This window comes from Streptomyces yerevanensis (genome assembly GCF_000716805.1).
Taxonomy (GTDB): domain Bacteria; phylum Actinomycetota; class Actinomycetes; order Streptomycetales; family Streptomycetaceae; genus Streptomyces; species Streptomyces flaveus.
Genome location: NZ_JNWJ01000005.1, coordinates 180,563 through 206,740, shown reverse-complemented (window position 1 = coordinate 206,740; position 26,178 = coordinate 180,563). Strand labels below are relative to the sequence as shown.

Sequence of the window (26,178 nt, the reverse complement as noted above, 5' to 3'; positions counted from 1 at the left end):
CCCGCGTCATGGGGAGGTGGGCCCAGTCGTCTCCGATTTCGCCTCCGCTTCCGCCTTGGCCAGCTCCGAGCGCCGGTACGAGTACGCGAAGTAGAAGACGAGGCCGAGCAGGAACCACACGGCGAACCGGGCCCACGTCTGCCACTGCAGGAACGTGATCAGCCAGATCGAGAAGACGATGCCGACCGCGGGTACGAACGGCATCCACGGCGTACGGAAGGTGCGCGGCAGGTCCGGCCGCTTGTAGCGCAGCACGATCACCGCGACGCACACGACGACGAACGCCAGCAGGATCCCGATGTTGGTCAGTTCGGCCGCCTCGCCGATCGGCAGGAACCCGGCGATGACGGCCGAGGCGACGCCCGCGATCCAGGTCACGCGCGTGGGCACATGCCGCGTCGGATGCGTCTTCGCGAACCACTTGGGCAGCAGCCCGTCGCGGGACATCGAGAACCAGACGCGGGTGACACCCAGCATGAACGTGAACATCACGGTGAGAATGCCGATGATCGCGCCGACCGCGATGACGTTCGCGAGGCCGCCCAGGCCCACCGACTGGAACGCCGTGGAGAAGCCGCTCTCCTTGTCGATGTCCGGGTAGTCCTGCATACCCGTCAGGACAAGACAGGCGAGCACGTACAGCACCATCGAGATGGCCAGGGAGTAGATGATCGCCTTCGGCATGTGGCGCTGGGCGTCCTTCGACTCCTCGGCGGCCGTCGACATGGCGTCGTACCCGAAGACCGCGAAGAAGACGGTCGCCGCGCCCGTGAACGCCCCGCCGACCCCGTACGGGAAGAACGGGTTGTAGTTCGCCGTGTCGATGTGGAAGACGCCGACGCCGATCACCAGGAGCACCACCGCGACCTTCAGGATGACGACGACCATCTCGAAGCGGGCCGCGTTCTTGATGCCCAGGTTCAGCAGGTACGCGATGAGCAGGCACAGCACCGCCGCGAACAGGTCGACCTTGTGCCCGTCACCGGTGCTCGGCGCGCCCAGCATCCAGTTGGGCAGATCGGCACCCATCTCACCGACCAGGAAGCTGAAGTACCCGGAGATTCCGATCGCGACCACCGCGACGATCGCCGTGTACTCGAGGAGCAGGTCCCAGCCGATGAACCAGCCCGCGAACTCGCCGAGGACCGCGTAGCCGTACGTGTAGGCCGAGCCTGCCTTCGGGATGAGGCCCGCGAACTCGGCGTACGACAGCGCCGCCGCGGCACTCGCGACGCCCGCGATGAGGAACGACACGAGGACCGCGGGCCCTGCCGTCCCGTTCGCCACCGTGCCGGCGAGCGTGAAGATGCCTGCGCCGATGATGCCGCCGACCCCGATCGCGGTCAGCTGCCACAGGCCGAGCGAGCGATCGAGACGTGCGCCCTCGCCGGCTTCCGTCTCCTCGATACGTTCGATGGGTTTGCGGCGGAGAATCCCTTCGCCCATTCTGAGCCCGGCCATGTGCCTCACCTCTTCGCAGACGGCAACCGGCTTTTGGCGGGATCATGATGGCCCGGTGGCAGTCGTGACGGAAGGGGCTACGCGTCGGTTACGGCACAACCGTCACAGGCCATCGCCCGGCCTTCACAAGGCGTACGGCCACCGAGCCGATGAAGCGGTGCCCCGCCTGCTCGGACGCTCCCACCACGACGGCGTCCGCCTTGAGTTGGTCCGCCGCGGTGACCAGACCGTTGTACGCGTCGCCGCGAAAGGTGTGGAACTCCCAGCGGACCTCGAATATGTCCTTGACCTGCTCGGTCGCTTCGTGCATGTCCCGGACGAGCCCTCGGGCGATCTCATCGGTCGTGTCGGCGACCGGAACCCCGGCCGCGGTGCCCGCCGCCAGCACCGGCTGGACGTACACCACGGCGAGCAGTGCCCGCTGCCGCCGGGCGAGACCGGCGGCGTAGGCCACGGCGCGCAGCGAGGAGTCGGAGCCGTCCACACCGGCCACGATGACCTTCGGCCCGTCCGTGCCCCGCTCGAAGCCCTGTGATTGCCCTGGTGAGTGCTGTTCCGTCACGGCGCCGAGGCTATCGGAACGCGCAGACCCTGCCGCGGGCGGGGAACCGGCCGGGTGCACGCGCTGACGGTGCGTGAGGCGTACTGCCGTTTGCGCCTGTGCGTCGCGCCGAGCTGGTCCCAACGGGTGTTTTCGTGCGGCCGGACCGGTGTCGGTGCGCGTGTCAGGGCCTAGGCCGGGTGACTCATTAATCATGAAAAAGGATCAAATGCTCTCCCGGCGCAGGGCGTTGCTCATTGGCGCCGCCGTCCTGGGAGCGGCGGGAGCGGCCGGTACGGCACGCCTCCTCGCCGCCGATCCGGCCCAGCCACCGGGCCGACCCTCCGCGAACCCCGCCGGCGGCGCCCCGCAGGGCCGCGCCCGGCGGGCCTCCGCCTACCGGCTTCAGCCCATCGCCGGACACGGCCCCGTGCCCAGCGCGCCGGGGCGGACCCTCGTACGGCACGAACCGTTCCTGCGTATCGCGGGGCGCGGCCCCAGCATGGTGCTGACCTTCGATGACGGCCCCGACCCCCGCTACACCCCCCACGTCCTGCGCACCCTCAAGGCCCACGACGTCCGCGCGATGTTCTTCGTGTGCGGCTCGATGGTCGTCGAGAATAAGGACATGCTCCGGGAGATGGCCGACGAGGGACACATCGTCGGCAACCACACCTGGTCCCACCCGCTGCTGACCCGGCTGACCCGGTCCGCGATCCGCTCCGAGATGGAACGCACCAGCGAGATCATCGAGAAGGCGTACGGGGAATGGCCGGGCTGGTTCCGCGCACCGTACGGGGCCTGGAACCGGGCCGTCTTCGAGCTCGGCGCCGAGCTCGGCATGGAACCGCTGGCCTGGACCGTCGACACCCTCGACTGGCAGTCACCCGGTGCCCGCTCCATCGAGCGCCGGGTCATGAAGGGGGCGGCCCCGGGTGTTGTGATCCTCGCGCACGACGCGGGCGGCGACCGTTCGCAGAGCGTCCGCGCGTTGCGCGACTATCTGCCGCGACTGCTGGACTCGGGTTATCACCTCACCGTGCCCCGGCGACAGTTCACGTAGACCGACGAGAAGACGAGAATCCGCCGGCTCAACGAGGGCCGGCGGAATTCCACGGGACTTTACGAGACTTTCGCCCGCCCAGCCGGGGAACGCTCAGCGAACCTCGATCAGGCGGGAGAAAACGACGACGTTCCCGTCGTAGCCGTTCTGCTGGGAGAAACCGCCTCCGCAGGTGATGACGCGCAATTCGGGAACTCCGGTGTCGCCGTAGACGCGGTCGCCGGGGAAGTTGTTCTTCTCGAACACCTCGATGCCGTAGATCTCGAATACGGCGAGCTTCCCGTCCTTGCGCATGACCTCCACGCGCTGCCCCTTTTGGAGGGACCCGAGACCGTAGAAGACGGCGGGGCCCTGCTTGTTGTCCACATGCCCGACCACGACGGCCGTGCCCTTTTCGCCGGGCGAGACCGCGCCGGTGAACCAGCCCGCGAGATTCGGGTCCTCCGGCGGGGGCGCGTCCACCCAGCCCGCCATGTCGAGCCCCACCGGCATGACGGGGGCGTCGACCTGGATCGCGGGGATGCTGATGCGGTCGACCTCGGAGAACGGCAGCGGAGCCGGTCCGCTCGGGCGGACCTTCGCGGGCGCGCTGCTCTCCGCGGCCGCGGCAGTCGCGGGCTGCGGAGGACCCACGTCGAACTCTCCCGAACCATTGCGAATAAGTGCGAGACCGGTCAGCAGAACAAGCGCCAGCACGCCCCAGGGAGCACGCTTCCTCTGCCACTCCTCCTCTTCGGCCAGCTCGGACGCAGACATTCGCAAACCCCTCTCGACGTGGCCGTCGCCACGTCACTCGCGCGTACGAGAAAGCTAAGTCCAAGGCTCTCGGCAGGCGACGGGAGACGCGCGAACGGGTGGCCGTTCCGAAGGCCGTGCGCCATCCGAGTCGCCGCGTTCAAGAAATTTCTGACAGTCCGTGACCTGCGGCAATATCCGATTACGTGCCATTCTCGCGGCGTGTCCAATCACCAGGACGGAGCATTCTCGAAATGCGGCCCCGCGCACGGCATCTGAGGGTCTGTATGGGAGGCGTTCTCTCGCCGATCGACCCGGGGACGGTTCCCGGGGCGCCTTCCGCGGAGGATCACATGCGTATCACTCGTGCCCTGGCGGTCTCTGCGACAGCTGTCCTCGCCCTCGGTCTCGCTGCCCCCTCGGCCGCGGCCCGGGATGGCTTTGACCACCCGAGCAACATCGTCGCCACACCCAGCGCCGTCGCCCCGGGCGGGCAATTGACGGTCACAGTCGACGGGTGCCCCAGGGGCGGCCACATGACGTCGGACGCGTTCCCGAAGACGGAACTCAGGCCGATCCACCACAGCAGCGACACGTCCAAGGGGGTTGCGACCATCCACCGGAACGCCAGGCCCGGTGCCCACCACATCACGGTCGACTGCGACGGAAAGACGCTCACCAAGGACAACGCGTTCACCGTCATTGGTGGCACCCAGGGCGGTCTCGGCGGCAGCATCACCAACGGTGCCACGCCGACCGACATGGCGATCGGTGGCGGACTGATGGGCCTCGCGTTCGTCGGCAGTGCGGTGTTCTGGATGCGCCGCCGCTCCGAGATCAGGGCCTGACGAAGCAAGGCCTGACGACTTCCAGCCCTTCGCCCCGGACCGCACGGTCCGGGGCGAAGGGCTGGAAGTCGTCAGTTGTGCTCGTCGGCGGTGCGGCGGTTCGACCAGTGGTACGCCGCACCGACCGAGCCCGCAACGAGGGCGAGGCCGAGGCCGATGTCGCTCAGGTCGAAGCCGGCGAAGGTGCCGCCGACACCGGCGTTGACGCCCTTGTGGGCGTACACGTGGGACTGACCCGGCTGCTGCCCGGCCTCGATGGTGAGGTCCTTGTGGCCGTACTCCTCCCCGCACTGGAAGGTCACCTGTTCCCCGGCGCCGGGCTCGGCAGCCCAGCCGACGACGGCCTCGGCCGAGTGCTGCTCCTTGGGGATCACCACCGGGTCGAAGACACCCGAGGACGCCTCGACCTCGGTCTCGCAGCCCCAGACGGACAGCGTGACGCGGTCACCCGCGGCGGCGGTCGTGGGGGAGACATCGAAACCGAACGAGTTCCCGCGGTCGCCGCCATCCACGGCGAAGGCCGCCGGAGCGGCCAGGGTCAGGGCGCCGACGCCCAGCAGTGCGGCTGAAGCGAGGTGTACCGCGCGCATGGTGAATCCTCCTGGTCCCGAGGAGCAGCCGCGGACCTTTTCCGCTTGCGTCGTACATGCACCTCGATGGTCGAAACGCTAAAAAGGTCCGGAACCGGGCGCGATCGCAGGAGTTCGAATGGGGCAGCGGCTGCCCTCGCGACGCGTCCAGGGGGCGAGAACAAGCCATTTCGGGGATGCCGAGGCACAGCCGAGTCACATACGCCGCATGTTTCACAGGCGTTGCTCAAAGAATTTTGCGAGCCGCTTGAACGCTCCCGGCGCTCTCACCCGTACCTAGGGCCATACGCGGCGCAGTGGTGCGCCGCAACATCTGAGTGATTAGCGGGGAGTTACCCAAAATGAAGACCTCCTGGCGGAGCGCCTCCCTCGTAGCGGCCGCTGCGGCCCTGGCGCTGACGACTGCGTGCGGCTCGGACACCCCACAGTCCACGGGAAGCCAGAACGTGGGGGCGGCGCCCGCCGCCAACGGGGTGGGCAATGACTACGGGGCCGGTACGAGCACACCCACTCCAGGTGCGGAGCAGGCTGGCGCCGGTGCGCAGGCGCAGACCGCCGGCCAGCTCGCCGTGAAGGAGAACAAGGCTCTCGGCGAAGTACTCACGGACAGCGCCGGAATGACGCTCTACCGCTTCGACAAGGACACCGCCTCACCGCCGAAGACGAACTGCGAAGGCGACTGCGCCACGGCCTGGCCCCCGGTCCCGGCCTCGGACGCCACCGCTGCGGCGGGCATGGACAAGACGCTGCTCGGTGAGGTCACCCGTGCCGACGGTACGAAGCAGCTGACCCTCGACGGCTGGCCGCTCTACCGGTACGCGAAGGACACGAAGGCCGGTGACACCAAGGGCCAGGGTGTGCAAGGCACTTGGTACGCATCGGCGCCCGACGGCAAGAAGGCGGCGGCGGACGCCGCAGAGGCCGGAGCCGGTGAAGACGCCGGGGCGGAGGCCGCCGACAGGCCCGGCCTTTCGACCCGACAGGACCCTGAGCTGGGCGAGGTCGTCGTCGACAAGAACGGTATGACGGTCTACCGCTTCGAGAAGGACGTCCCGTGGCCGATGAAGTCGAACTGCGTCGGTGAGTGCCTGGAGAAGTGGCCGACTGTCGACCCGGTCGACGCCGCCGACACCAAGGGCATCGAGAACAAGGTCGAGGGCCGCCGCGGCTACGTCGTCCTGAACCGTCCGGACGGACTCAAGCAGCAGAGCATCGACTGCTGGCCGATGTACACCTTCGCGGGCGACAAGAAGCCCGGCGACATCAACGGCCAGGGCGTGGGCGGCACTTGGTACGCCATGGCCCCCGACGGCAGCGCGATCAAGAAGTAGGCATCACCGCACGCGACAGACCACGCACGCGACAGACCACGCAGCACTCAAGGAACGGAAGGGAGGAATCGACAGGAGGCAGACAACTGACGCGCCCCAGATAAGGGGCCGAGCCGCACAACCCCCGGTCCACCCCCTCCGCACCGCACGGAGGGGGTTGGCCGTTTTTCACCGCTCTCAGGGCTTCGGGGCGATTTCGTACGACGTCAATTGCGCATGTGCCTCCGGCAGTGACCGGGAACGGATGGTCAATTTCCGTTTCTGCTCGCCCCGTTGGCAGGCGATCAGTAGCCTCAGCTCGAACACCGGATCGCCTACGCCTTGGAGAGATAGATGGAGCGTCCCGCCTGGGCCCCACGTGGCATCGACATCTCGGTGCCCAGCGTGAGCCGCATCTACGACTACTACCTGGGCGGATCGCACAACTTCGACGTCGACCGGGAAGCAGCCCGCAAGGCGATGGAGTTCATGCCGGGCCTTCCGAAGATCATGCAGGCGAACCGGGCCTTCCTGCGCCGGGCCGTCCGTTTCGCGGCGGACGAGGGCATCACCCAGTTCCTGGACATCGGCTCAGGCATCCCCACCTTCGGCAACGTCCACGAGGTCGCCCAGAGCGTCAGTCCCGGAGCGCGCGTTCTGTACGTCGACAACGACCCGGTCGCCGTCGCCCACAGCGAGGCCGTCCTGGAGGGCAAGGAGGACGCGGACGTAGTCGCCGCCGATCTGCGCAAGCCCCAGGAGATCCTGGCGAGTTCTCAGTTTGAGCGCCTGATCGACCAGAATCGGCCAGTAGCGCTTCTCCTCGTTGCCATACTTCACTTCGTGGAGGACGAGGACGACCCGTACGAGGCGGTGGCCCAGCTGCGCGACGCGCTCGCGCCGGGCAGCCTGCTCGTCGTCACGCACGCTTCCTATGAGGGCATCCCGCTTCCCCCAGAGCGGGCCGAAGGTGCCGTCGACGTCTACAAGGACATTCGCAATCCGCTGATCATGCGCTCGCGCGACGAGATCGCGCGGTTCTTCGAGGGGTACGACATGGTGGAACCCGGACTGGTGCCGATGCCGGAATGGCGGCCCGACACGGCACTCGAGGACGAGGATCCGTATGCCTATTCCGGGTTCGCCGGCGTGGGGCGCACGGCGTGACCGCGGAGCCGGACGGGCCGGAAGACAGACTCCGCAGATTCGCGACGATCTGGAGCCGGGCGGTCTTCCCGCACACGGCGACATCGCTGACCCGCCCCGAGCTCGAGCGGGAACTGCTGCCGCTCGCCCGGCGGTTGAGCGAGGCCCTGCGGGCCAGGACGTTCGACGCGGCCGAGGGCCGGGCGGTCGGCGCCGCACTGATCGACGCCCACTGCACCGAACCGGAGGCGCTCAGCCGCGCACTCGACTGCGTGGACGCCTACCTGGTGCTCTACTGCGGCGGGGACGGACCCCAGGAGGACCTGCGCAGCCGCTCGGCGCGGTTGCAGCACGCCATGGCCGCCGGGTTCGCCGAGGCGCTGCGGGAGCGGACGCTGGCCGAACAGGAAGCCATCGCGCGAGCGGCCCTCCAGGCCCAGGGGGTGGTCGCTCAGGCGCTGCACGCGACCGAGGCGCGGCTTCGAGCGGTGTTCGAGGGCGCGGCCATCGGAATCGGCATCGCGGACCTCGACGGCAACGTCCTGCAGGTGAACAAGGCCCTGCTGCGGATGTTCGGCGGCACCGAGGAATCGGTGCGCGGCCGTAAGGTGGTCGACTGGACGCACCCCGACGACGCTCCTCAAGTCTGGCGTCTGTACGAGGAGTTGGTGCGCGGCGAGCGTGAGCACTACCACGTGGAGAAGGCCTTCTACCGCCCTGACGGAACGGTTCTGTGGACCAATCTGACGGTGTCCCTGCTGCGTGACGCCGACGGCCGGCCCCAGTACCAGCTCGCCCTCATGGAGGACACCACCGAACGTCGGCTGCTCAATCTGCGGCTGCGGTACGAGGCGACCCATGACGCCCTCACCGGACTGCCCAACCGCACGCTGTTCTTCGAGCGGCTCGAGAAGGCGCTGTCCGCGGGCGAGGGCATGCGTTTCGGGCTCTGCTATCTCGACATCGACGGCTTCAAGACCATCAACGACAGCCTCGGGCACGCCGCCGGTGACCGGCTGCTCGTCGAGGTCGCCGACCGGCTGCAGTCCTGCGCGACCGCGCCCGGCGAGATGGTCGCCCGGCTCGGCGGCGACGAGTTCGTGGCGCTGACCACCGGGCCCGACACCGAGACCGAGGTCGACGCGCTCGCCGACCGCATCATGAACGCCCTCGTCACCCCGGTCCGTATCGACGGCCGGGAACTGACCGTCCGCGGCAGTATCGGCATCGTCGAGGGCCCGGCCGGCGAACGCGGCCCTGCGGAGGTGCTGCGCAGCGCCGACATCACGATGTACCGCGCCAAGTCGGCGGGCGGCAACCGCTACGAACTCGCCGACCCCGAGGCCGACGCCCGCGCCATCACCCGCCACGGACTCACCACGGCACTGCCCGCGGCCCTGGACCGCGGCGAGTTCTTCATCGAGTACCAGCCGCTCGTGCACCTCGGCGACGACAGCGTACGAGGCGCCGAGGCCCTCGTCCGCTGGCTGCACCCCCAGCACGGCGTGCTCGGTCCTGACCGGTTCATCCCGCTCGCCGAGCACACCGGCCTCATCGTCCCGCTCGGCCGCTGGGTGCTGGAGCAGTCGGTCCGCCAGGCCCGCGACTGGCAGGAACGTCACGGCGAACAGGCGGGCCCGTTCCGTATCAACGTGAACCTCTCGCCCTGCCAGCTGACCCACCCCGGCCTGGTTGCGGACACGGTCGACATCCTGGAGCGCGCCGGCCTCGAACCGAACTCCCTCTGCCTGGAAGTCACCGAGTCCGCCCTGATCGGCGCCGACGACGACCTCCTCAAGCCGCTGCGCCGCCTGGCCGAGATGGGCGTGGACATCGCCCTCGACGACTTCGGCACCGGCTACTCCAACCTCGCCAACCTGCGCCGCCTCCCGGTCAGCATCCTCAAACTCGACCGTTCCTTCACCCGGAGCATGCAGCAGTTCCCGGCGGACCCGGTCGACCTGAAGATCGTCGACGGCATCGTCTCCCTCGCCCACAGCCTCGACCTCACGGTCACGGTAGAGGGCGTGGAAACGGGCGCCCAGGCAGAACAACTGAAGATCCTGGGCTGCGACACGGCCCAGGGCTGGTACTACGCCCGCCCTGGTCCGCCGGACCGCTTGCACGAACTGGCATTGGTGGACGCGACGGGCTGACCGCCGGGTGGGGGGTCGGGTTGTTCCGCCCCCGCCGCCCCTACCCATTCCCGTTCCTTGAGGGCTGCGCCCCCAGACCCCCGTATCGGCCTGAACGGCCTCGTCCTCAAACGCCGGACGGGCTGAAATTGAGCCCCTTGGGGGTCCCCCAGCGGTAGCTGGGGGAGTTTGAGGAGCGGGGGTTCGGGGGCGGAGCCCCCGAGAAAGTGACGGGAATGGGTAGGGGGCGGCGGGGGCGAGACCCCCCGGCCTCACGAGCCGGACGTCGTCGAGAGCAGCATCCGCTGGAGCTCCCGTGCAGCCCGTGGCGGAGCCACATCGCTCCGGTGCGCCAGCGCGATCGTCCGGTGCAGCCCCGGCCGCGCCAGCGGAGTCACCCGCAGACCCCGCCCCGCCCGAGTAGCCACCATCCGCGGCACCACAGCCACCCCGAGCCCCGCCCGCACAAACCCCAGCACCGCGTCCATCTCCCCACCCTCCACCGCGAAGTCCGGCTCGAACCCAGCGGAGCGACACGCGGCGACGGTCAGTTCCCGCAGGTCGTACCCGTGCCGGAACATGACCAGCCGCTCACCCTCCAGGTCGCCAATCCGGACCGTACGACCCCGCCCCGGCGCGGGTGCGTCCGGAGACGACACCACCACCAGGTCCTCTCGCAGCACCTCGACCGTGGTCAGCGCGGGTGACGGCGAAGGCAGCGGCAGCACCACGAGGGCGAGATCGAGCGCACCGCGAGCGAGCTCCCGTACGAGATCGTGCGAACCTCCCTCCTCGATCAGCAGCCGGATGCCGGGGTACCGGTCGTGGAAGGCGCGCAGCACATCGGGCAGCAGCCCCGTGCACACGCTCGGGGTCGCACCGAGACGGACCCGCCCGCTGCGCAGCTGAACCAGTTCCCCGACCTCGTGCCGAGCCGTTTCCGCGTCGGCCAGGATGCGACGGGCCAGCGGCAGCAGCGCCTCGCCCGCGTCCGTGAGTGTGATGTTGCCGCGTGCGCGCAGGAACAGATCCGCCCCCAACTCCCGTTCCAGCGCCTTGATCTGCTGGGAGAGGGAGGGTTGCGCGACATGGACGAGGTCCGCGGCCCGGGTGAAGTGCCGGGTCTCGGCGACGGCCACGAAGTACTGGAGCTGCTGGAACTGCATTCCACCACCATAGGCCTTGGCTATCGAAACCAGCCATACCATGTCTTGGACCGATCGGGGCCTCTGGCCCTAGCGTGCGTCCCATGGCTCTGCTAACGCGGACGGACCGAAAACCGTCCATGACCCGCACGATGTGGGACTCCTCCGTCGGCAAGAAGACGGTCATGGCCGTGAGCGGTCTGATCATGCTGGCGTACCTGGTCGTCCATATGCTGGGCAACCTGAAGATTTTCTTCGGATCCGACGAGTTCAACGAGTACGCGCACGCCCTGCGTACCCTCGGCGAACCCTTCCTGCACTACGAGTGGGCGCTGTGGATCATTCGCGTCGTCCTGGTCGCCGCTGTCGTCGCGCACGCCGTCTCCGCGTACCAGCTGAGCCGCCGCGACATCAAGGCGCGGCCCACCAAGTACGTGCACAAGAAGCCGCGGGCCAGTTACGCGACACGGACGATGCGCTGGGGCGGGATCATCCTCGGCCTGTTCATCGTCTGGCACATCCTCGACCTGACGACCGGCACCGTGCACCCGGGCGGCTTCGAGGCCGGGCACCCGTACCAGAACGTGATCGACACCTTCTCCACCTGGTACGGCAACGTCGTCTACATCGTCGCGGTGCTCGCGCTCGGCTTGCACATCAGGCACGGCTTCTGGAGCGCGGCGCAGACCCTCGGGGTCGGCAGCCGTACCCGCGACCGTGCCTTCAAGACCATCGCCAACGTGCTCGCGCTGGTGCTGACGGTGGGCTTCGTCTCCGTACCCGTGGCCGTGATGACCGGAGTGGTGAGCTGACATGACCGCTGAGTACGCCGACTACGCGACCGGTGCGCCGGTCGCCGACACCAAGGCCCCGTCCGGACCCGTCAACGAGCGCTGGGACACCCGCCGTTTCGAGGCCAAGCTGGTCAACCCCGCCAACCGCCGCAAGCACACGGTGATCGTCGTCGGCACCGGGCTCGCCGGCGGCTCCGCAGGGGCCACGCTGGCCGAACAGGGCTACCACGTCGTGCAATTCTGCTACCAGGACTCGCCGCGTCGCGCCCACTCGATCGCCGCGCAGGGCGGCATCAACGCCGCCAAGAACTACCGCAACGACGGCGACTCGATCCACCGGCTGTTCTACGACACCGTCAAGGGCGGCGACTTCAGGGCCCGTGAGTCCAACGTCCATCGCCTGGCGCAGATCTCGGTGGAGATCATCGACCAGTGCGTGGCCCAGGGCGTGCCCTTCGCCCGCGAGTACGGCGGCCTCCTCGACACCCGGTCCTTCGGCGGCGTACAGGTCTCCCGCACCTTCTACGCCCGCGGGCAGACGGGCCAGCAGCTGCTGCTCGGCGCGTATCAGGCGCTGTCGCGGCAGATCGCCGCGGGCAATATCGAGATGCATGCGCGCACCGAGATGCTCGACCTGATCGTGGTCGACGGCCGGGCGCGCGGGATCGTGGCCCGCGATCTGATCACGGGCCGTATCGACACGTACTTCGCGGACGCCGTCGTCCTGGCGAGCGGCGGCTACGGCAACGTCTTCTACCTGTCGACGAACGCCATGAACTCCAACGCCACCGCGATCTGGCGGGCGCACCGGCGCGGCGCGTACTTCGCGAACCCCTGCTTCACGCAGATCCACCCGACGTGCATTCCGCGCACCGGCGAACACCAGTCGAAGCTCACGCTGATGAGCGAGTCGCTGCGCAACGACGGCCGGATCTGGGTCCCGAAGGCGAAGGGCGACCAGCGGCCCGCGAACGAGATCCCCGAGGACGAGCGCGACTACTACCTGGAGCGCATCTACCCGTCCTTCGGTAACCTCGTGCCCCGCGACATCGCATCCCGGGCCGCCAAGAACGTCTGCGACGAGGGCAGGGGAGTGGGCCCCGGCGGCCAGGGCGTCTACCTGGACTTCGCGGACGCCATCAGGCGCATGGGCCGCAAGGCGGTCGAGGCAAAGTACGGCAACCTCTTCGACATGTACCAGCGGATCACCGACGAGGATCCGTACGAGGTGCCGATGCGGATCTATCCCGCCGTCCACTACACGATGGGCGGACTGTGGGTCGACTACGACCTCCAGACCACCATCCCCGGCCTGTTCGCGATCGGCGAGGCCAACTTCTCGGACCACGGGGCGAACCGGCTCGGCGCCTCGGCGCTGATGCAGGGGCTGGCCGACGGCTACTTCGTACTGCCCTCGACAATCAACGACTACCTCGCCCGCAATCCGCACCACGAGAAGGTCACGGCCGAACACCCCGTCGTCCAGGAGGTGCTGGCCGAGACCGAGGACCGCCTCAGCCTGCTCCTCGCCGTCGACGGTGACCGCACCCCCGACTCCTTCCACCGTGAACTCGGCGAACTGATGTGGGAGTTCTGCGGAATGGCGCGTACGGAGACGGGGCTGCGCAAGGCACTGGAGCGTATCCCGCAGATCCGTGAGGAGTTCTGGCGGCGCATCAAGGTCCCCGGCACCGGCGAGGAGTTCAACCAGTCGCTGGAGAAGGCGAACCGCGTCGTCGACTACCTGGAACTCGCCGAGCTGATGTGCCTCGACGCGCTGCACCGCGGCGAGTCCTGCGGCGGTCACTTCCGGGAGGAGTCCCAGACCCCGGACGGTGAGGCGGAGCGCCGGGACGAGGAGTTCTCGTACGCGGCGGCCTGGGAGTTCACCGCCACCGGCGATGCGCCGGTTCTCCACAAGGAAGACCTCGTCTTCGAGTACGTCCACCCCACTCAGCGGAGCTACGCATGAAGCTCACCCTGCGCGTCTGGCGGCAGCAGAACGCCGACGCCGACGGAGCGATGTCCACGTACGAAGTGGACGACATCTCGCCCGACATGTCCTTCCTGGAGATGCTCGACACCCTCAACGAGGAGCTCATCCTGGGCGGCGAGGACCCCGTCGCCTTCGACCACGACTGCCGTGAGGGCATCTGCGGCGCCTGCTCGCTCGTCATCAACGGCGACGCGCACGGTCCGGAGCGTACGACCACCTGTCAGTTGCACATGCGGTCCTTCAAGGACGGCGACACGATCGACATCGAGCCGTGGCGGGCCTCCGCCTTCCCGGTGGTGAAAGACCTGGTGGTCGACCGGTCGGCCTTCGACCGGATCATCCAGGCCGGCGGCTACATCACCGCGCCGACCGGCGCCGCGCCCGAGGCCCATGCCACGCCCGTACCGAAGCCGGACGCGGACTTCGCGTTCGAGCACGCCGAGTGCATCGGCTGCGGGGCCTGTGTGGCGGCCTGCCCCAACGGGGCCGCGATGCTGTTCACTTCGGCCAAGGTCAACCATCTGAACGTCCTGCCGCAGGGCGCCCCTGAGCGCGAGACCCGCGTGCTCGACATGGTGGCGCAGATGGACGAGGAGGGCTTCGGAGGCTGCACGCTCACCGGCGAGTGCGCAACGGCCTGCCCGAAGGGCATTCCGCTGGTCTCCATCACCGGCATGAACAAGGAGTGGCTGCGCGCGACCCGCAAGTCGGGCAAGCGTTAGCCGTACGTCGTTCGCCGTCAAGGTGCGGACGGGCGGGGCCGGGAGTGGTGCTCTCCGGCCCCGCCAAGCTTTGTCAGGGTTGCCGCACCCGGGCATTCAACAAGCCCACATCCCACCTCTCCGCGTAGGTTACGCGCCGGTCAGCCGGCGTCGGGAGAACAGGAGCGAGCACGCCGTACCCAACCGGCCTGCTCACCTTCCGCTCCGCTCACCTCCCGCCGCACACCGGCCAACGTCCCCAGGAGAGAGCCAGCCATGACCGGCGTAACCACGCTCGACAGCCCACCGCAGGCGACCACACCCACCCGCTACACCGTCACCCTGGCCCGCGACGAGGCGGATGTGCGGGCCGCGCAGCGGCTGCGCCACGACGTCTTCGCCGGGGAGATGGGCGCTCTGCTGTCCTCCCCGCAGCCGGGCCTCGACATCGACGCCTTCGACGCCTACTGCGACCACCTGCTCGTCCGCGACACGGTGAGCGGGCAGGTCGTCGGCACCTACCGGCTGCTGCCGCCGGAGCGCGCCGCGGTCGCCGGACGGCTGTACTCGGAGAGTGAGTTCGACCTCGGGCCGCTCGCCGGGATCCGCTCCGGGCTCGTCGAGGTCGGCCGTTCCTGTGTCCACCCCGACCACCGGGACGGCGCCGTCATCGGTCTCATCTGGGCCGGTATCGCGCGCTACATGGTCGAGGGCGGCCACGAGTGGCTCGCGGGCTGCTGCTCCATCCCGCTGGCCGACGGCGGCACGCTCGCCGCGGGCACCTGGGACCGCGTACAGGAGAAGTACCTGGCGCCCGAGGAGTACCGCGTACGCCCGCTGCTGCCCTGGAACCCGGAGGGCATCCAGCGCCCGGCCCGCACCGAACTCCCCGCGCTCCTGCGCGGCTACCTCCGCCTCGGCGCCTGGGTCTGCGCGGAACCCGCCCACGACCCCGACTTCGGCGTGGCCGACCTGTACGTGCTGTTGCCGATGCACCGCGTCAACTCCCGCTACCTGCGGCACTTCCTGTCGCTCGTGCCGGCCTGATGAACGCCTTCCGCATGAATGTGACGGGCGCGTTCCGCATCGGCGTGCTGCTCCGTCCGCGGCGCGGTATCGCGGCCCTCGTGAGCCCGGGCGCGGGCACGGCCGCGCTCCCGGGCCGCCGGGCGGTACTCCGGCCCCGCGTACGCCGTGCCGGGACGCAGGTCGCGGACCGTCCCGCTGTGACGCCTTCGGGCGCCGCCCCGGTCAGTGCCTGGCTGCCCAGCGCCCCGTGCACCCCGGGGGCCTGCGTGGAGTCCATGGGGTCCCTGGCCGCCGTACCGAGGGCCGTGCTGCGGCTGACCGTGGTCGTGGCCGTGCTCCTCGTCGGGATCGTGCTGATCCCGGTCGTCGGACGGCTCGCGGGTGTGCGGCGCGACCGTGCCATCCGGTTCTGGTGCCGGACGATCGTGCGCGCGGTGGGCGTACGCGTACAGGCCACCGGAGCCGCCCCGCCCACCGGCGGTCTGCTGCTGGTCGCCAACCACATCTCCTGGCTGGACATTCCGCTGCTCGCGGCCGTCCGTCCCGGGCGGATGCTCGCCAAGGCCGAGATCCGGCAGTGGCCCGTGGCGGGCGCGCTGACCGCGCGCGGCGGGGCGCTGTTCATCGAGCGGGACCGGCTGCGCGCGCTGCCGACGACGGTCGCGCGGATCGCGGACACTCTGCGCGACGGCGCCGCGGTCGTGGTCTTCCCAGAAGGGAGCACCTGGTGCGGCCGGGCCCAGGGGCAGTTCCGCAGGGCCGTCTTCCAGGCCGCACTGGACGCCGCCGTACCCGTCCAGCCGGTACGCCTGCACTACCGGCTCGACGGGGGAGCGGCGACCACGGCACCCGCGTTCGTCGGGAGCGACTCGCTGCTCGCCTCGGTGTGGCGGGTCGTGTCGGCGCGCGGCCTCGTGGCCGAGGTACGCGTACAGCCGGTGCTGGCGCCGGGCAGCGCACCCGACCGGCGGACCCTGGCCCGCGCCGCCGAGACGGCCGCCACCCACCGGACCTGCGCGAACTCGGAGGAAGATCACAGGCCTGTCGCTGCCTAAGTGGCGCCCAGTCCCGCGATCCGGGCCAGCCTCTCGTACGAGTCCAGGAGGGCGCCGCGGTCGTACGTACTGGTCGTGACCAGGACCTCGTCCGCGTCGGTCTCCTTGAGCACCGTCTCCAGTTCGTGGGCGACCTGTTCCTCGGTGCCGGCGATGTGTCCCCTGAGCCCGGACTCGTAGAAACCGCGCTCCTTGTCGCTCATCCTCAGCGTCTCCACGCGCTCGGCGGGCGGCAGCGGCGGAAAGGTGCCGCGGGTGCGGGAGTGCGCCATCGACCAGGCCTCCGGGAGCAGCAGACGGCGGGCCTCCTCGGGGCTGTCCGCGACCGCGATCGTGCCGGAGATGACGACGTACGGCTCGCTCGCCCAGGCGGAGGGCCGGAAGGTCGCGCGGTAGTGATCGATGCCGCGCCGCATCTTCTCGCGGCCGCGGAGGTCGCCGATGACCATCGGCAGGCCCGCCCGGGCGGCGATGGTGGCGCCCTCGCCCATGGCCAGCACGAACGGCGGCACGGTCAGACCTTCGGCCGGACGCGCGTGCACACCCGTCGGAGAGGTGCCGCGGAACCAGCCCAGCAACTCGTCGAGCTGCCCCGCGAAATCGTCGGCGACGTCCTTGTCCCGGCCCAGCGCCTTGCGTACACCGTCGGTGAAGCCCACGGAGCGGCCCAGACCCATGTCGATACGTCCCGGAAACAGGGACTCGAGGACGCCGAACTGCTCGGCCACGACCAGGGGTTGGTGATTGGGCAGCATCACCCCGCCCGTGCCGACCCGGATCGTGCGCGTCGCGGCGGCGACCGCGGCGGCAAGCACGGTCGGCGCGGAACCGGCGACTCCGGGCACGCCGTGGTGTTCCGAGACCCATATCCGGTGGTAGCCGAGCCGCTCGAGCTCTTGGGCCAGCCGCACGGTGTCACGCAGCGCCTCGGGGCCGTCGTGCCCCTCCCGGGTGCGCGAGCGGTCGAGGACGGAGAAACGGGTCGCCGCGATCACTGGATTCACATGAACTTCAACGCCCGCGGCGCGTCAGGATTCCCGGCATGGGGCGTGCGGGCGTCCCGCGAGCCGCGTACCTGTCCCCGCGAGCCCGAGGAGAACAGACAGTCCCGTTGAGTACGCCCTCCCATGGGGCCATGCTGAGGGCATGGCCCCGGGGTGTTCCCGTGGCGGGCGAGAGACGTGTCCATGGACCCAGACGTATTCGGCTCGGGGTGGGAAGCGACCGCCGTCGTGGACGGCGGCGGGCGGATCTTGGCCTGGAGCGAGGATGCCCGGCGGATGCTCGGTCACGACTCGGCGGACGCCGTGGGCCGTGACGCCCGGGAACTGCTGGCCGCCGAGCTTCCGTACGCGGTCCGCGGCGCCTGCGCCTCCCGTACGGCGTGGAGCGGTGGCGCCGTGGTTCGCACCCGCGAGGGGCGGCGCCTCGAGCTGCTCGTCCACCTCCGCCCGCTGACCGGCGCCGACGACGACCCGCTGTGGATCGTCGCGGCCACCGCGGCGGACGAGCCCGCCCCCGAGACCCTGAACCGCTGGGCGATCGAGCAGCTGCCCATCGCCGTGGTCGTGTGCGACGACGACGGCAGGATCGTACGCACCAATGAAGCCTTCACCGCCATGTCGGGAGCGACAGAGGATCAGCTTCGGGGCCGCGGCCTCGCCGAGCGGACCACCGGGGAGGTCGTCGACGGCCTCGAGGAGCTCCCCCGTCTGGCCGAAGAGGCCATGCGAACCGGAGACGTCGTCCGCCATCAGGCCTATGTGCGGACCCTGGGGACGAGACGCGAGCGCTCCTGGTCCTCCCTGCTGTTCCCGCTCAAGGACCCGCAGGGCCGCGCCCGGGGCGTCGCCGCCGCCGTGTACGACACCACCGAGCAGTACTGGGCGCGGCGACGGATGTCCGTGGTGAACGCGGCGAGCCTCAGCATCGGAACCACCCTCGACGTCACGCGCACCGCCCAGGAACTCGCCGAGATCGGCATCGAGGGGTTCGCCGACTTCGTCCTCGTCGATCTGCTCGACGACCTCTTCCAGAACGCCGAGACGGACCTCACGCCGGGCGCGGGCCCGCTGGTCTTCCGCCGGTGCGCCCAGGCGTCCGTACTGGAGGGCTGCCCGGAAGCCACCGTCGAGATCGGACAGCGGCACGTCTACGCCGCCGACTCACCACAGGCCAAAGCCCTCGCCGTCAGCCGTCCCTCCCAGCACCGGCTCGACAGCGCGAGCCTCCCGGCGTGGCTGACCGCGGATGCGGACCGTGCGCGCAGCGTCATCACCCACGGGATGCATGCCCTGCTGGTCGTTCCGCTGCAGGCCCGGGGTGTGACGCTCGGGCTGGCCCAGTTCCATCGCCACCGCATCACCGAGCCCTTCGACGACGAGGATCTGCTGCTGGCGCGGGAGATCGCGACCAGGGCGGCCCTGAGCATCGACAACGCCCGCCGCTACTCCCGTGAGCGGGCCACCGCGGTGACCCTCCAGCGCAGCCTGCTGCAGCGCGGCACGCCGGTGCAGTCCGCCGTGGACGTGGCCACCCGCTATCTGCCGGCCGGCACGCGCGCGGGGGTGGGCGGCGACTGGTTCGACGTGATCCCCCTGTCCGGTGCCAGGGTGGCGCTCGTGGTGGGCGACGTGGTCGGTCACGGGCTGCGGGCCTCGGCCACCATGGCGCAGTTGCGGACCGCGGTGCGTACGCTGGCCGATGTCGACCTGCGGCCGGACGAGTTGCTCACGCAGCTCGACGACGTGGTGATCCGGCTGGCCCGTGAGGAGCCCGGCGCACCCGGCTCCGTCGCCGGGGCCCGGCCGGTCACGGAGTTGAGCGCCACCTGCCTGTACGCGGTGTACGACCCGGTCTCCCGGAGCTGCTCGCTCGCCAGCGCGGGGCATGTGCTGCCCGCCGTGGTGACGCCCGACGGCACGGTCGCCTTTCCGGACCTGCCCGTCGGCCCGCCGCTCGGTCTTGGTGGACTGCCCTTCGAGATCTCGGAGTTCGAGCTTGCGGAAGGCAGCCTGCTCGCTCTCTACACCGACGGACTGATCGAGGCGAGGGACCGGAACATCGATACGGGCCTGGCCCTCATGGGCCGGGTGCTCGGGCAACCCGTCCGCTCCCTGGAGAAGTTGTGCGACGACCTGCTGGACGAGCTGCTGCCCGGCCGTCCCGTGGACGACGTCGCCATCCTGCTGGCCAGGACCCGTGTCCTCGACACCACCCGAGTGGCGACCTGGGACCTGCCGAACAACCCGCAGATCGTCGCCGAGGCCCGCAAGTTCGCGTCCGCTCAACTCGCCGCCTGGGGACTGGAAGAGGCCGTGTTCACCACGGAACTGGTGGTCAGCGAACTCGTCACCAACGCCATCCGCTACGGCGGTGACCCCATACGGCTCCGCCTGATCCGGGACGCGGTCCTCATCTGCGAGGTCTCCGACGGCAGCAACACCGCACCCCATCTGCGCCGCGCCCGCGTCTTCGACGAGGGTGGCCGGGGTCTCCTTCTTGTTGCACAGCTCACCGAAAGCTGGGGTACGCGCCAGACCCCGTTCGGCAAGATCATCTGGGCCGAGCTGAGTGTGACCCCTGAGGTTTGAGGGGACTACCAGGGGTTCCTTTCCCCAGGCCCGCCCCTTCCCGAAACTGGGGCTGCGCCCAAGGCCCCCCGCCAGGGGGTGGGGTGACAGGTCGTGTCGCGGCTGCGGGTGCGTCGTGGCTGGTCGCGCCCCGCGGCGGAGCCGCATATGTCACAGCCCCGCGCCCCTAAAAGCAAAAGCCTGCGCCTGCCCGCGCCCCGAGCAAGTCCGCGCCCCGGGCGAGCCTGCCCCGGGGGACCCGCCCCGGGGAAGCTCGCCCCGGGGGGAGCCCGCATCCCCGACGACCCGCAGTTTCCCTCCGGCGGGAGGGGGCGTGGGCCGGTGCGTCCTATGCCCGTCGCGTAGGTTCGGTCTCGGAGGACCAGGACCGTGTACCAGGCCAGGGCCGTATGCCCTGTTGGCGACGGGCTGACGTACCGGCCCACGACCCCGACCCACCGACCACCCAGGGGCGCGGGGAACGGCGCGAGCAACCACAACGCACCCGCACCCGCCCAACCGCCGGAGGCACCCTGCGGGGAACGGCGCGACCAGCCACACTCAACCCGCACCCGAAAACGAACCCAGCCGCCCAACCGCCGGAGGCACCCCGCGTGACAGACAACAACCGCAAACCACTCGCCGTGTTCGACCTCGACAACACGCTCGCCGACACCGCGCACCGGCAGCGGTTTCTGGAGCGCAGGCCACGCGACTGGGACGCCTTCTTCGCGGCGGCGCCGCACGATCCGCCGCTGACCGAGGGCGTGGCGTTGGTGCTGGAGCACGCCGAGGAGTGTGAGGTCGTCTACCTCACCGGGCGGCCCGAGCGGTGCCGGGCGGACACGGCGGAGTGGCTCGCCGCGCACGGACTGCCCGAGGGCCGTATCTGGATGCGGCGCGACAACGACCGCAGGCCCGCCCGGCGCACCAAGCTGGAGATCCTCCGCGGGCTCGCCCGGAACCGCGAGGTCCGGGTGCTCGTGGACGACGACGAGTTGGTGTGCGAGGACGCCGAGCGGGCCGGCTTCACGGTCGTACGGGCGCGCTGGGCTACCCAGTCCGCGGTGCTGAAAGTGGCGCAGGAGCGAGAGGGACGCACCTGAGCCGGTTCGGCTGCTGAAGGAGGGCGGGACCGGGAGCGGTCACTCCCAGGTCACTCTCCCTCCTCCAGCCGGAAGCCCACCTTCAGACCGACCTGGTAGTGCTCGATCTGCCCGTTCTCGATCTGACCGCGGACCTCCGTGACCTCGAACCAGTCCAGGTTGCGCAGCGTCTGTGACGCCCGGCTGATCCCGTTGCGGATCGCCTGGTCGATGCCGTCGGGTGAAGTGCCGACGATCTCGGTGACCCGGTACGTGTGGTTGGTCATGCGGGTGCTCCTCTCCGTGGTGGCGGGTGTGCCACCGCGTCATTCCCAAGGTGCCGTACGAGGCGGAGGACCGCGACCCGTCACCGGGCCATGCTCAGCGACAGCGCGAACCGTCCCTCCTCGTCCGTCCACCAGTGCGTCATCTCCAGCCCGGCCGCGGCCATTTCACCGCGTACGCCGTCCTCGCGGAACTTTGCCGAGACCTCGGTCCGCAGCTCCTCACCGGCCGTGAAGTCGACGGCGAGATCGAGCGCGGGGATCTTCACGGTCAGCCGCGAACGCGCGCGCAGCCGCATCTCGATCCACTCCTCCTCGGCGTCCCAGAGGGCGACATGGGCGAAGTCGTCGGGGTCGAAGTCGGCGCCGAGTTCGCGATTGACGACGGAGAGGACGTTCTTGTTGAACGCGGCCGTCACTCCTGCCGCGTCGTCGTAGGCGTCGACCAGTACTGACTCGTCCTTCACCAGGTCGGTGCCCAGCAGCAGGGCGTCGCCGGGGGAGAGGAGGGTGCGTACGGAGGCCAGGAACGTGGCCCGTTCGGCGGGGAGCAGGTTGCCGATCGTGCCACCCAGGAACGCGACGAGCCGCGGCCCGGGTGTGCCGGGCAGGGTGAGGCCGCCGGTGAAGTCGGCGATCAGCGCGTGCACATTGAGCGACGGGTGCTCGGCGATCAGCGCCTGCCCGGCCTGCGTGAGCGCGCTCTCGCTCACGTCGACCGGCACGTACGTGTGCAGAGCAGGCAGTGCGTCGAGCAGATGCCGGGTCTTGTCGGAGGAGCCGGAGCCCAGTTCGACCAGGGTGCGCGCGCCGGTCGCGTCGGCGATCTCGGCGGCGCGGGCGACGAGGATCTCGCGCTCCGCGCGTGTGGGGTAGTACTCGGGCAGTTCGGTGATCTTCTCGAAGAGCTCGCTGCCATGGGCGTCGTAGAACCACTTCGGCGGGAGCGTTTTGGGCGTGCGGTTCAGGCCGTGCAGGACGTCGGCGCGTAGCGCGGCCTCGGTGGCGTCCTCGGGCAGGGTGCGGGTGACCAGGAACGTGCTCACGTACGGGGCTCCTTGTACAGGTCGGATGCCATGGGTTCGTCGACGTCCTTGAGTGGTGTGAGCAGGACGTCTGTGCGGCTTGCGGCCAGCAGGGTGCGGTCGGGTACTTCCTGCCAGTGCGGATCGTCGTCGTACGGCTCGGAGGCCACGACGGTGCGGCGGCCGGGCTCGGTGAGATACCAGAGGGTGTCGCCCCAGGCGGTCGCGGCGATCGTCTCGCCGTTGGTGAGAAGGAGGTTGAGCCGCGAGCCGGGCGCGGCTGCCGCGACGTCCAGGACCGTGTCGGCTAGCGCCTGCCCCTCCTCGTAGCCGGCGCGGAGCCGGTTGAGGATCAGGGCCCAGACGAGGGCCGAGTCGCAGCGCGCCTCCAGTGACAGCAGTTCGGCAGACGGCAGGGTCTGCGCGAGCGGGGCCAGGGAACGCGGCCAGCCGCTGATCGCGCCGTTGTGGCTGAACAGCCAGGGGCCCGCGGAGTACGGCGCTGCCGCGGCCTCCCCGTCCGCGCCCGCCACGGTCGCGTCGCGTACCGCGGCGAGCAGCGCGCCCGAGCGCACCACCCGAGCCAGGTCGGTGAAGGACTGGTCGCCCCAGATGGGACCCGTACGCCGGTACCGCGCAGGTCTCGGGTCCCCTTCGGCGTACCAACCGACCCCGAAACCATCGGCGTTGACGGTCCCGTGCCGCTGCCGGCGCGGCGCCCACGACTGGCGGAACAGGCTGTGCGCCGGTTCCACGAGGAGTCTGCCGAGCGGCTCCTCGGGCCCCAGGTAGGCGAGGTGACGGCACATCAGGCGATCTCCGCGGCAGCGTCGCGCGCCGTACGGAATCCGGAGAAGATCTGCCGCCGGATCGGATAGTCCCAGTTGCGGAACGTCCCCCGGCAGGCCACGGCGTCGACCGCGAACGAGCCGCCGCGCAGCACCTTGTGCTCCGGCCCGAAGAACACCTCCGAGTACTCCTTGTACGGGAAGGCCGTGAACCCCGGGTACGGCAGGAAGTCGCTCGCCGTCCACTCCCAGACGTCGCCTATCAACTGCCGTACGCCCAGCGGTGATTCCCCTGCTGGATAGCTTCCGGCGGGGGCCGGCCGCAGATGGCGCTGACCGAGGTTGGCGTGCTCGGGCGTCGGGTCGGCGTCACCCCACGGATAGCGCGTGGAGCGGTCGGCCGCCGGGTCGTGCCTGGCCGCCTTCTCCCACTCGGTCTCGGTGGGCAGCCGCCGCCCGGCCCAGCGTGCGTAGGCGTCCGCCTCGTACCAACTGACGTGCAGCACAGGCTCGTCGGGCGGTACGACCTCGGTGACGCCGAAGCGTCGCCGCAGCCACTGGCCGCCGTCGCGGCGCCAGAAAAGCGGCGCCTCGATGGAGTGCGTACGGATGTGGGCCCAGCCGTCGGGGTCCCACCAGCGGGGATCGCCGTAGCCGCCGTCCGCGATGAACGCCTGGTACGCGGCGTTCGTCACTGGCGTGGTGTCGATGAAGAACGGCGGTACGAGACGCCGGTGTGCGGGCCGCTCGTTGTCCAGCGCCCATGGTTCGGCCGACGTGCCCATCGTGAACGGGCCGCCGGGGACCAGGACTTCGGCCGGTCCGGTGAACGGCGGCGCGGGCGTGGGATCCGGTGCCGTGAGAGCGGCGGGTCCCTTGCGCAGCTGATGGGTGATCAGCATCGTCTCGTCGTGCTGTTGTTCGTGCTGGGCGATCATGCCGAAGGCGAAGCCCGCCTCGGTCAGCGGCGTACCGCGAAAGCGCGTGCCCTCCAGGACGTCGAGCGCCCGGCCGCGCACCTCGGCGGCATAGCGGCGGGCCTCGTCCGGCGGCAGCAGCGGCAGGGAGGGCCGTTCGGCGCGCGGGTGCTCGAACGCGTCGTACAGGCCGTCGATCTCGGGCCGTATCGCGTCACGCCCCGCGACCTCCCGCAGCAGCCACATCTCCTCCTGGTTGCCGATGTGCGCGAGGTCCCAGACCAGTGGGGACATCAACGGCGAGTGCTGCGCGGTGAGATCGGGATCCTCCACGCACGAGGTCAGCAGGGCGGTGCGGTCGCGGGCCGTGGTCAGCGCCGCCAGGGCGCGCTCCCTGAGCGTCTCCGGGTCGGTGAGGTCGGGGGCGGTCATGAGCGGATGTCCTTCCCGTGGTGCGGGTGTTGCGTGCCGTGGGCGCGGTCGATCAGGGCGGTGGTGTCCAGGCCGATGGCCTCCAGTTCGGCGGCGTCCACTTCGGTGGCGTCGAGTTCCATGGCGTCGAGCAGGTCGTCGGCCGGGCAGCGGCCCCGGGCCACGTAGCGGTCGGTGAACTGAGCTACGGCTTCCTGGACTTCGGCGGTGGCACCGAGCCGGGGCAGGGCCTTGGCCGCCGCCGCGAAACAGGTGACTGCCGCCTCGCGCAGCTCCGGATCGGCAAGGCCCGACCGGGCTGCCGCGATCCACAGCGGATTGCGCGGAGCAGCCAGTGAATCGGCCCGCTCCGCAAGGGGTTTGACGGTCCTGTACGCAGTCTCGGCGGCCTCCGCGTCGTCGAACAGCGCCGCCGCCACGGCGAGCGGCACGATCCATCCGTCGTCGCCCGGCTGCGCGTCGATCATGCGGAGTTCCAGATGGCCACGCGGACGGACCGGCGGGAACAGAGTCGTCAGGTGGTAGTCGAGGTCCTCCCGGCCCGGCGGCGCGCCGGACCGGGTCCACGCCCGGAAACTCATGCCGTCCGGTACGTCCCAGGTGTCGCCGTCCCGACCTCGTACGCACATCACCGGCGCGTCGAGCACATGCCGTGCCCAGGCCGTCCGCGGATCGCCGTCGAGGGGCGGGGCACTCGATCGCCCCGGGTCCATCGCGGTCCACAGGGACTGCCGGGACGAGCGCCAGCCCGTGTGCCGCCCTTGGGCCAGCGGCGAGTGGGCGAAGGCGGCCACCAGAACCGCACCCAGTTGGTGCGCCAGCCACCAACGCCGCCCGTGCCCGAGGGGGCCCGGTTCCTCGTACCCGGCGTCCAGACACACCTGGACGGAGGCCGAGCTGCACATCATGGCGCGGCCCTCGGGGCCCGTACGGTCGAGGTACCTCTCCATGGCGTCATAGCGCGGCTCATGGAGGAAACGGGTGGGCGGGTGCCAGGGCTCCTGGCCTATTCCGGTGAGGCCGAGACCCGCCTCGCGCAGTACCGCGCGTACGGCGTCGAGGTCGGCGGAGACGGACCCGATGCACTCCATCAGGGAGGCGGCGGCGGGGGAGCTGAGCTCCAACTGGCCGCCGGGTTCGACGGTGAGCGCCGACCGTAAGGGCAGGGCCCGCAGTGCGGCGTACGCCGCTTCGAGTCGTTCCGGTCTTACGGGGAGCCGCGGGAAGCGCAGCTCGCGGATGAACCATTCCACTTCGACACCGAGGAAACGGGGTGGCCCGGTCTTGAAGCAGATGCCCCGGACCAGGGCCTCCACTTCGGCCTCGGTGACGGCGGAGCGGCGCTCCGTACAGTCACTTTCCGAATCGGACATGTCGGGATCCTCCTGAGATTCCACCATGCCGCCGGCCCGGTGTCGGATGGGCCGGCCCGGCAATCACCCATCCACCCAAGACGCTCACGCCGTTTCGCACAAGAGTGCGCATCGGTGTTCTTGGGGCTGGGAAACTCTGTTGCGGCGCAGTAC

At 70.0% G+C, this 26,178-nt stretch carries 23 protein-coding genes; 12 read left to right on the top strand and 11 right to left on the bottom strand.

Features of this window, described 5'->3' with window-relative positions:
* Positions 1-6: 6 nt before the first annotated feature.
* Positions 7-1,461 (bottom strand): amino acid permease, encoded by a 1,455-nt coding sequence (locus OP79_RS07000; RefSeq protein WP_051744456.1) that lies wholly within the window; start codon positions 1,459-1,461, stop codon positions 7-9.
* Positions 1,462-1,549: 88 nt separating this feature from the next.
* Positions 1,550-2,023, bottom strand: a complete 474-nt coding sequence (locus OP79_RS06995; protein ID WP_033319092.1) for a universal stress protein — start codon at positions 2,021-2,023, stop codon at positions 1,550-1,552.
* Between the two features lie 193 nt (positions 2,024-2,216).
* Between OP79_RS06995 and OP79_RS06990 the strand changes: the two genes are divergently transcribed.
* Positions 2,217-3,065 (top strand): polysaccharide deacetylase family protein, encoded by an 849-nt coding sequence (locus OP79_RS06990; RefSeq protein WP_033319091.1) that lies wholly within the window; start codon positions 2,217-2,219, stop codon positions 3,063-3,065.
* A 93-nt stretch (positions 3,066-3,158) separates the two neighbouring features.
* Here the strand turns inward: OP79_RS06990 and OP79_RS06985 are convergent, their stop codons facing one another.
* Positions 3,159-3,821: a class F sortase gene (locus OP79_RS06985; RefSeq protein WP_033319090.1), complete on the bottom strand. Its 663-nt coding sequence runs from the start codon at positions 3,819-3,821 to the stop codon at positions 3,159-3,161.
* A gap of 332 nt (positions 3,822-4,153) precedes the next feature.
* On the opposite strand from OP79_RS06985, the gene OP79_RS06980 reads away from it, so the two are divergent.
* Positions 4,154-4,648: a hypothetical protein gene (locus OP79_RS06980; RefSeq protein WP_033319089.1), complete on the top strand. Its 495-nt coding sequence runs from the start codon at positions 4,154-4,156 to the stop codon at positions 4,646-4,648.
* Positions 4,649-4,719: 71 nt separating this feature from the next.
* Here OP79_RS06980 and OP79_RS06975 read toward each other — a convergent pair whose 3' ends face one another.
* The gene (locus tag OP79_RS06975) at positions 4,720-5,238 is read right to left on the bottom strand and encodes a hypothetical protein (RefSeq protein ID WP_033319088.1); all 519 of its coding nucleotides are present in this window, start codon (positions 5,236-5,238) and stop codon (positions 4,720-4,722) included.
* 341 nt (positions 5,239-5,579) lie between these two features.
* Here OP79_RS06975 and OP79_RS06970 point away from each other — a divergent pair, with 341 nt between their 5' ends.
* The 3 genes from OP79_RS06970 to OP79_RS06960 all read left to right on the top strand — a co-directional run bounded on the left by OP79_RS06970 (position 5,580) and on the right by OP79_RS06960 (position 9,850).
* Positions 5,580-6,569 (top strand): SCO0930 family lipoprotein, encoded by a 990-nt coding sequence (locus OP79_RS06970; RefSeq protein ID WP_033319087.1) that lies wholly within the window; start codon positions 5,580-5,582, stop codon positions 6,567-6,569.
* A 333-nt stretch (positions 6,570-6,902) separates the two neighbouring features.
* Entirely contained in the window at positions 6,903-7,715 is an 813-nt protein-coding gene (locus OP79_RS06965) for an SAM-dependent methyltransferase (protein WP_033319086.1), read from the top strand.
* Positions 7,712-9,850 (top strand): putative bifunctional diguanylate cyclase/phosphodiesterase, encoded by a 2,139-nt coding sequence (locus OP79_RS06960; protein WP_033319085.1) that lies wholly within the window; start codon positions 7,712-7,714, stop codon positions 9,848-9,850. Before OP79_RS06965 ends, OP79_RS06960 begins: the two co-directional genes overlap by 4 nt.
* Before the next feature lie 251 nt (positions 9,851-10,101).
* Here the strand turns inward: OP79_RS06960 and OP79_RS06955 are convergent, their stop codons facing one another.
* The gene (locus OP79_RS06955; RefSeq protein ID WP_033319084.1) at positions 10,102-10,995 is read right to left on the bottom strand and encodes a LysR family transcriptional regulator; all 894 of its coding nucleotides are present in this window, start codon (positions 10,993-10,995) and stop codon (positions 10,102-10,104) included.
* Positions 10,996-11,078: 83 nt separating this feature from the next.
* On the opposite strand from OP79_RS06955, the gene OP79_RS06950 reads away from it, so the two are divergent.
* The 5 genes from OP79_RS06950 to OP79_RS06930 all read left to right on the top strand — a co-directional run bounded on the left by OP79_RS06950 (position 11,079) and on the right by OP79_RS06930 (position 16,549).
* On the top strand, positions 11,079-11,786 hold the full coding sequence (locus OP79_RS06950) for a succinate dehydrogenase (protein WP_078491651.1): 708 nt from the start codon (positions 11,079-11,081) through the stop codon (positions 11,784-11,786).
* Position 11,787: 1 nt separating this feature from the next.
* Positions 11,788-13,740, top strand: a complete 1,953-nt coding sequence (locus OP79_RS06945; RefSeq protein WP_033319082.1) for a fumarate reductase/succinate dehydrogenase flavoprotein subunit — start codon at positions 11,788-11,790, stop codon at positions 13,738-13,740.
* Entirely contained in the window at positions 13,737-14,486 is a 750-nt protein-coding gene (locus OP79_RS06940) for a succinate dehydrogenase/fumarate reductase iron-sulfur subunit (protein WP_033319081.1), read from the top strand. The genes OP79_RS06945 and OP79_RS06940 overlap by 4 nt, the downstream gene beginning before the upstream one ends.
* Positions 14,487-14,741: 255 nt before the next feature.
* Positions 14,742-15,512: a GNAT family N-acetyltransferase gene (locus OP79_RS06935; protein ID WP_033319080.1), complete on the top strand. Its 771-nt coding sequence runs from the start codon at positions 14,742-14,744 to the stop codon at positions 15,510-15,512.
* A gap of 257 nt (positions 15,513-15,769) precedes the next feature.
* Entirely contained in the window at positions 15,770-16,549 is a 780-nt protein-coding gene (locus tag OP79_RS06930; RefSeq protein WP_051744468.1) for a lysophospholipid acyltransferase family protein, read from the top strand.
* Here the strand turns inward: OP79_RS06930 and OP79_RS06925 are convergent.
* A complete protein-coding gene (locus tag OP79_RS06925; protein ID WP_033319079.1) occupies positions 16,546-17,553 on the bottom strand; it encodes an LLM class flavin-dependent oxidoreductase in 1,008 nt (335 codons plus the stop codon). The genes OP79_RS06930 and OP79_RS06925 overlap by 4 nt on opposite strands.
* A gap of 183 nt (positions 17,554-17,736) precedes the next feature.
* Here OP79_RS06925 and OP79_RS06920 point away from each other — a divergent pair, with 183 nt between their 5' ends.
* Complete coding sequence (locus OP79_RS06920; protein ID WP_051744455.1) at positions 17,737-20,142, top strand: SpoIIE family protein phosphatase; 2,406 nt, start codon at positions 17,737-17,739, stop codon at positions 20,140-20,142.
* Positions 20,143-20,735: 593 nt separating this feature from the next.
* Positions 20,736-21,227, top strand: coding sequence for a phosphatase domain-containing protein (locus tag OP79_RS06915; protein WP_033319078.1), 492 nt, complete (start codon positions 20,736-20,738; stop codon positions 21,225-21,227).
* A 50-nt stretch (positions 21,228-21,277) separates the two neighbouring features.
* On the opposite strand, the gene OP79_RS06910 is transcribed toward OP79_RS06915, so the two are convergent.
* From OP79_RS06910 to egtA, 5 genes are all read right to left on the bottom strand, one after another.
* Positions 21,278-21,493: a dodecin gene (locus tag OP79_RS06910; RefSeq protein ID WP_033319077.1), complete on the bottom strand. Its 216-nt coding sequence runs from the start codon at positions 21,491-21,493 to the stop codon at positions 21,278-21,280.
* 80 nt (positions 21,494-21,573) lie between these two features.
* Positions 21,574-22,536 carry an L-histidine N(alpha)-methyltransferase gene (gene egtD / locus OP79_RS06905; protein WP_033319076.1) on the bottom strand — a complete coding sequence of 321 codons (963 nt, stop codon included), beginning with the start codon at positions 22,534-22,536 and terminating at the stop codon, positions 21,574-21,576.
* On the bottom strand, positions 22,533-23,324 hold the full coding sequence (gene egtC / locus OP79_RS06900; protein ID WP_033319075.1) for an ergothioneine biosynthesis protein EgtC: 792 nt from the start codon (positions 23,322-23,324) through the stop codon (positions 22,533-22,535). The genes egtD and egtC overlap by 4 nt, the downstream gene beginning before the upstream one ends.
* Complete coding sequence (gene egtB, locus OP79_RS06895) at positions 23,324-24,652, bottom strand: ergothioneine biosynthesis protein EgtB (RefSeq protein ID WP_033319074.1); 1,329 nt, start codon at positions 24,650-24,652, stop codon at positions 23,324-23,326. The genes egtC and egtB overlap by 1 nt, the downstream gene beginning before the upstream one ends.
* Positions 24,649-26,025, bottom strand: a complete 1,377-nt coding sequence (gene egtA, locus OP79_RS06890) for an ergothioneine biosynthesis glutamate--cysteine ligase EgtA (protein ID WP_078491649.1) — start codon at positions 26,023-26,025, stop codon at positions 24,649-24,651. Before egtA ends, egtB begins: the two co-directional genes overlap by 4 nt.
* Positions 26,026-26,178: the final 153 nt, after the last annotated feature.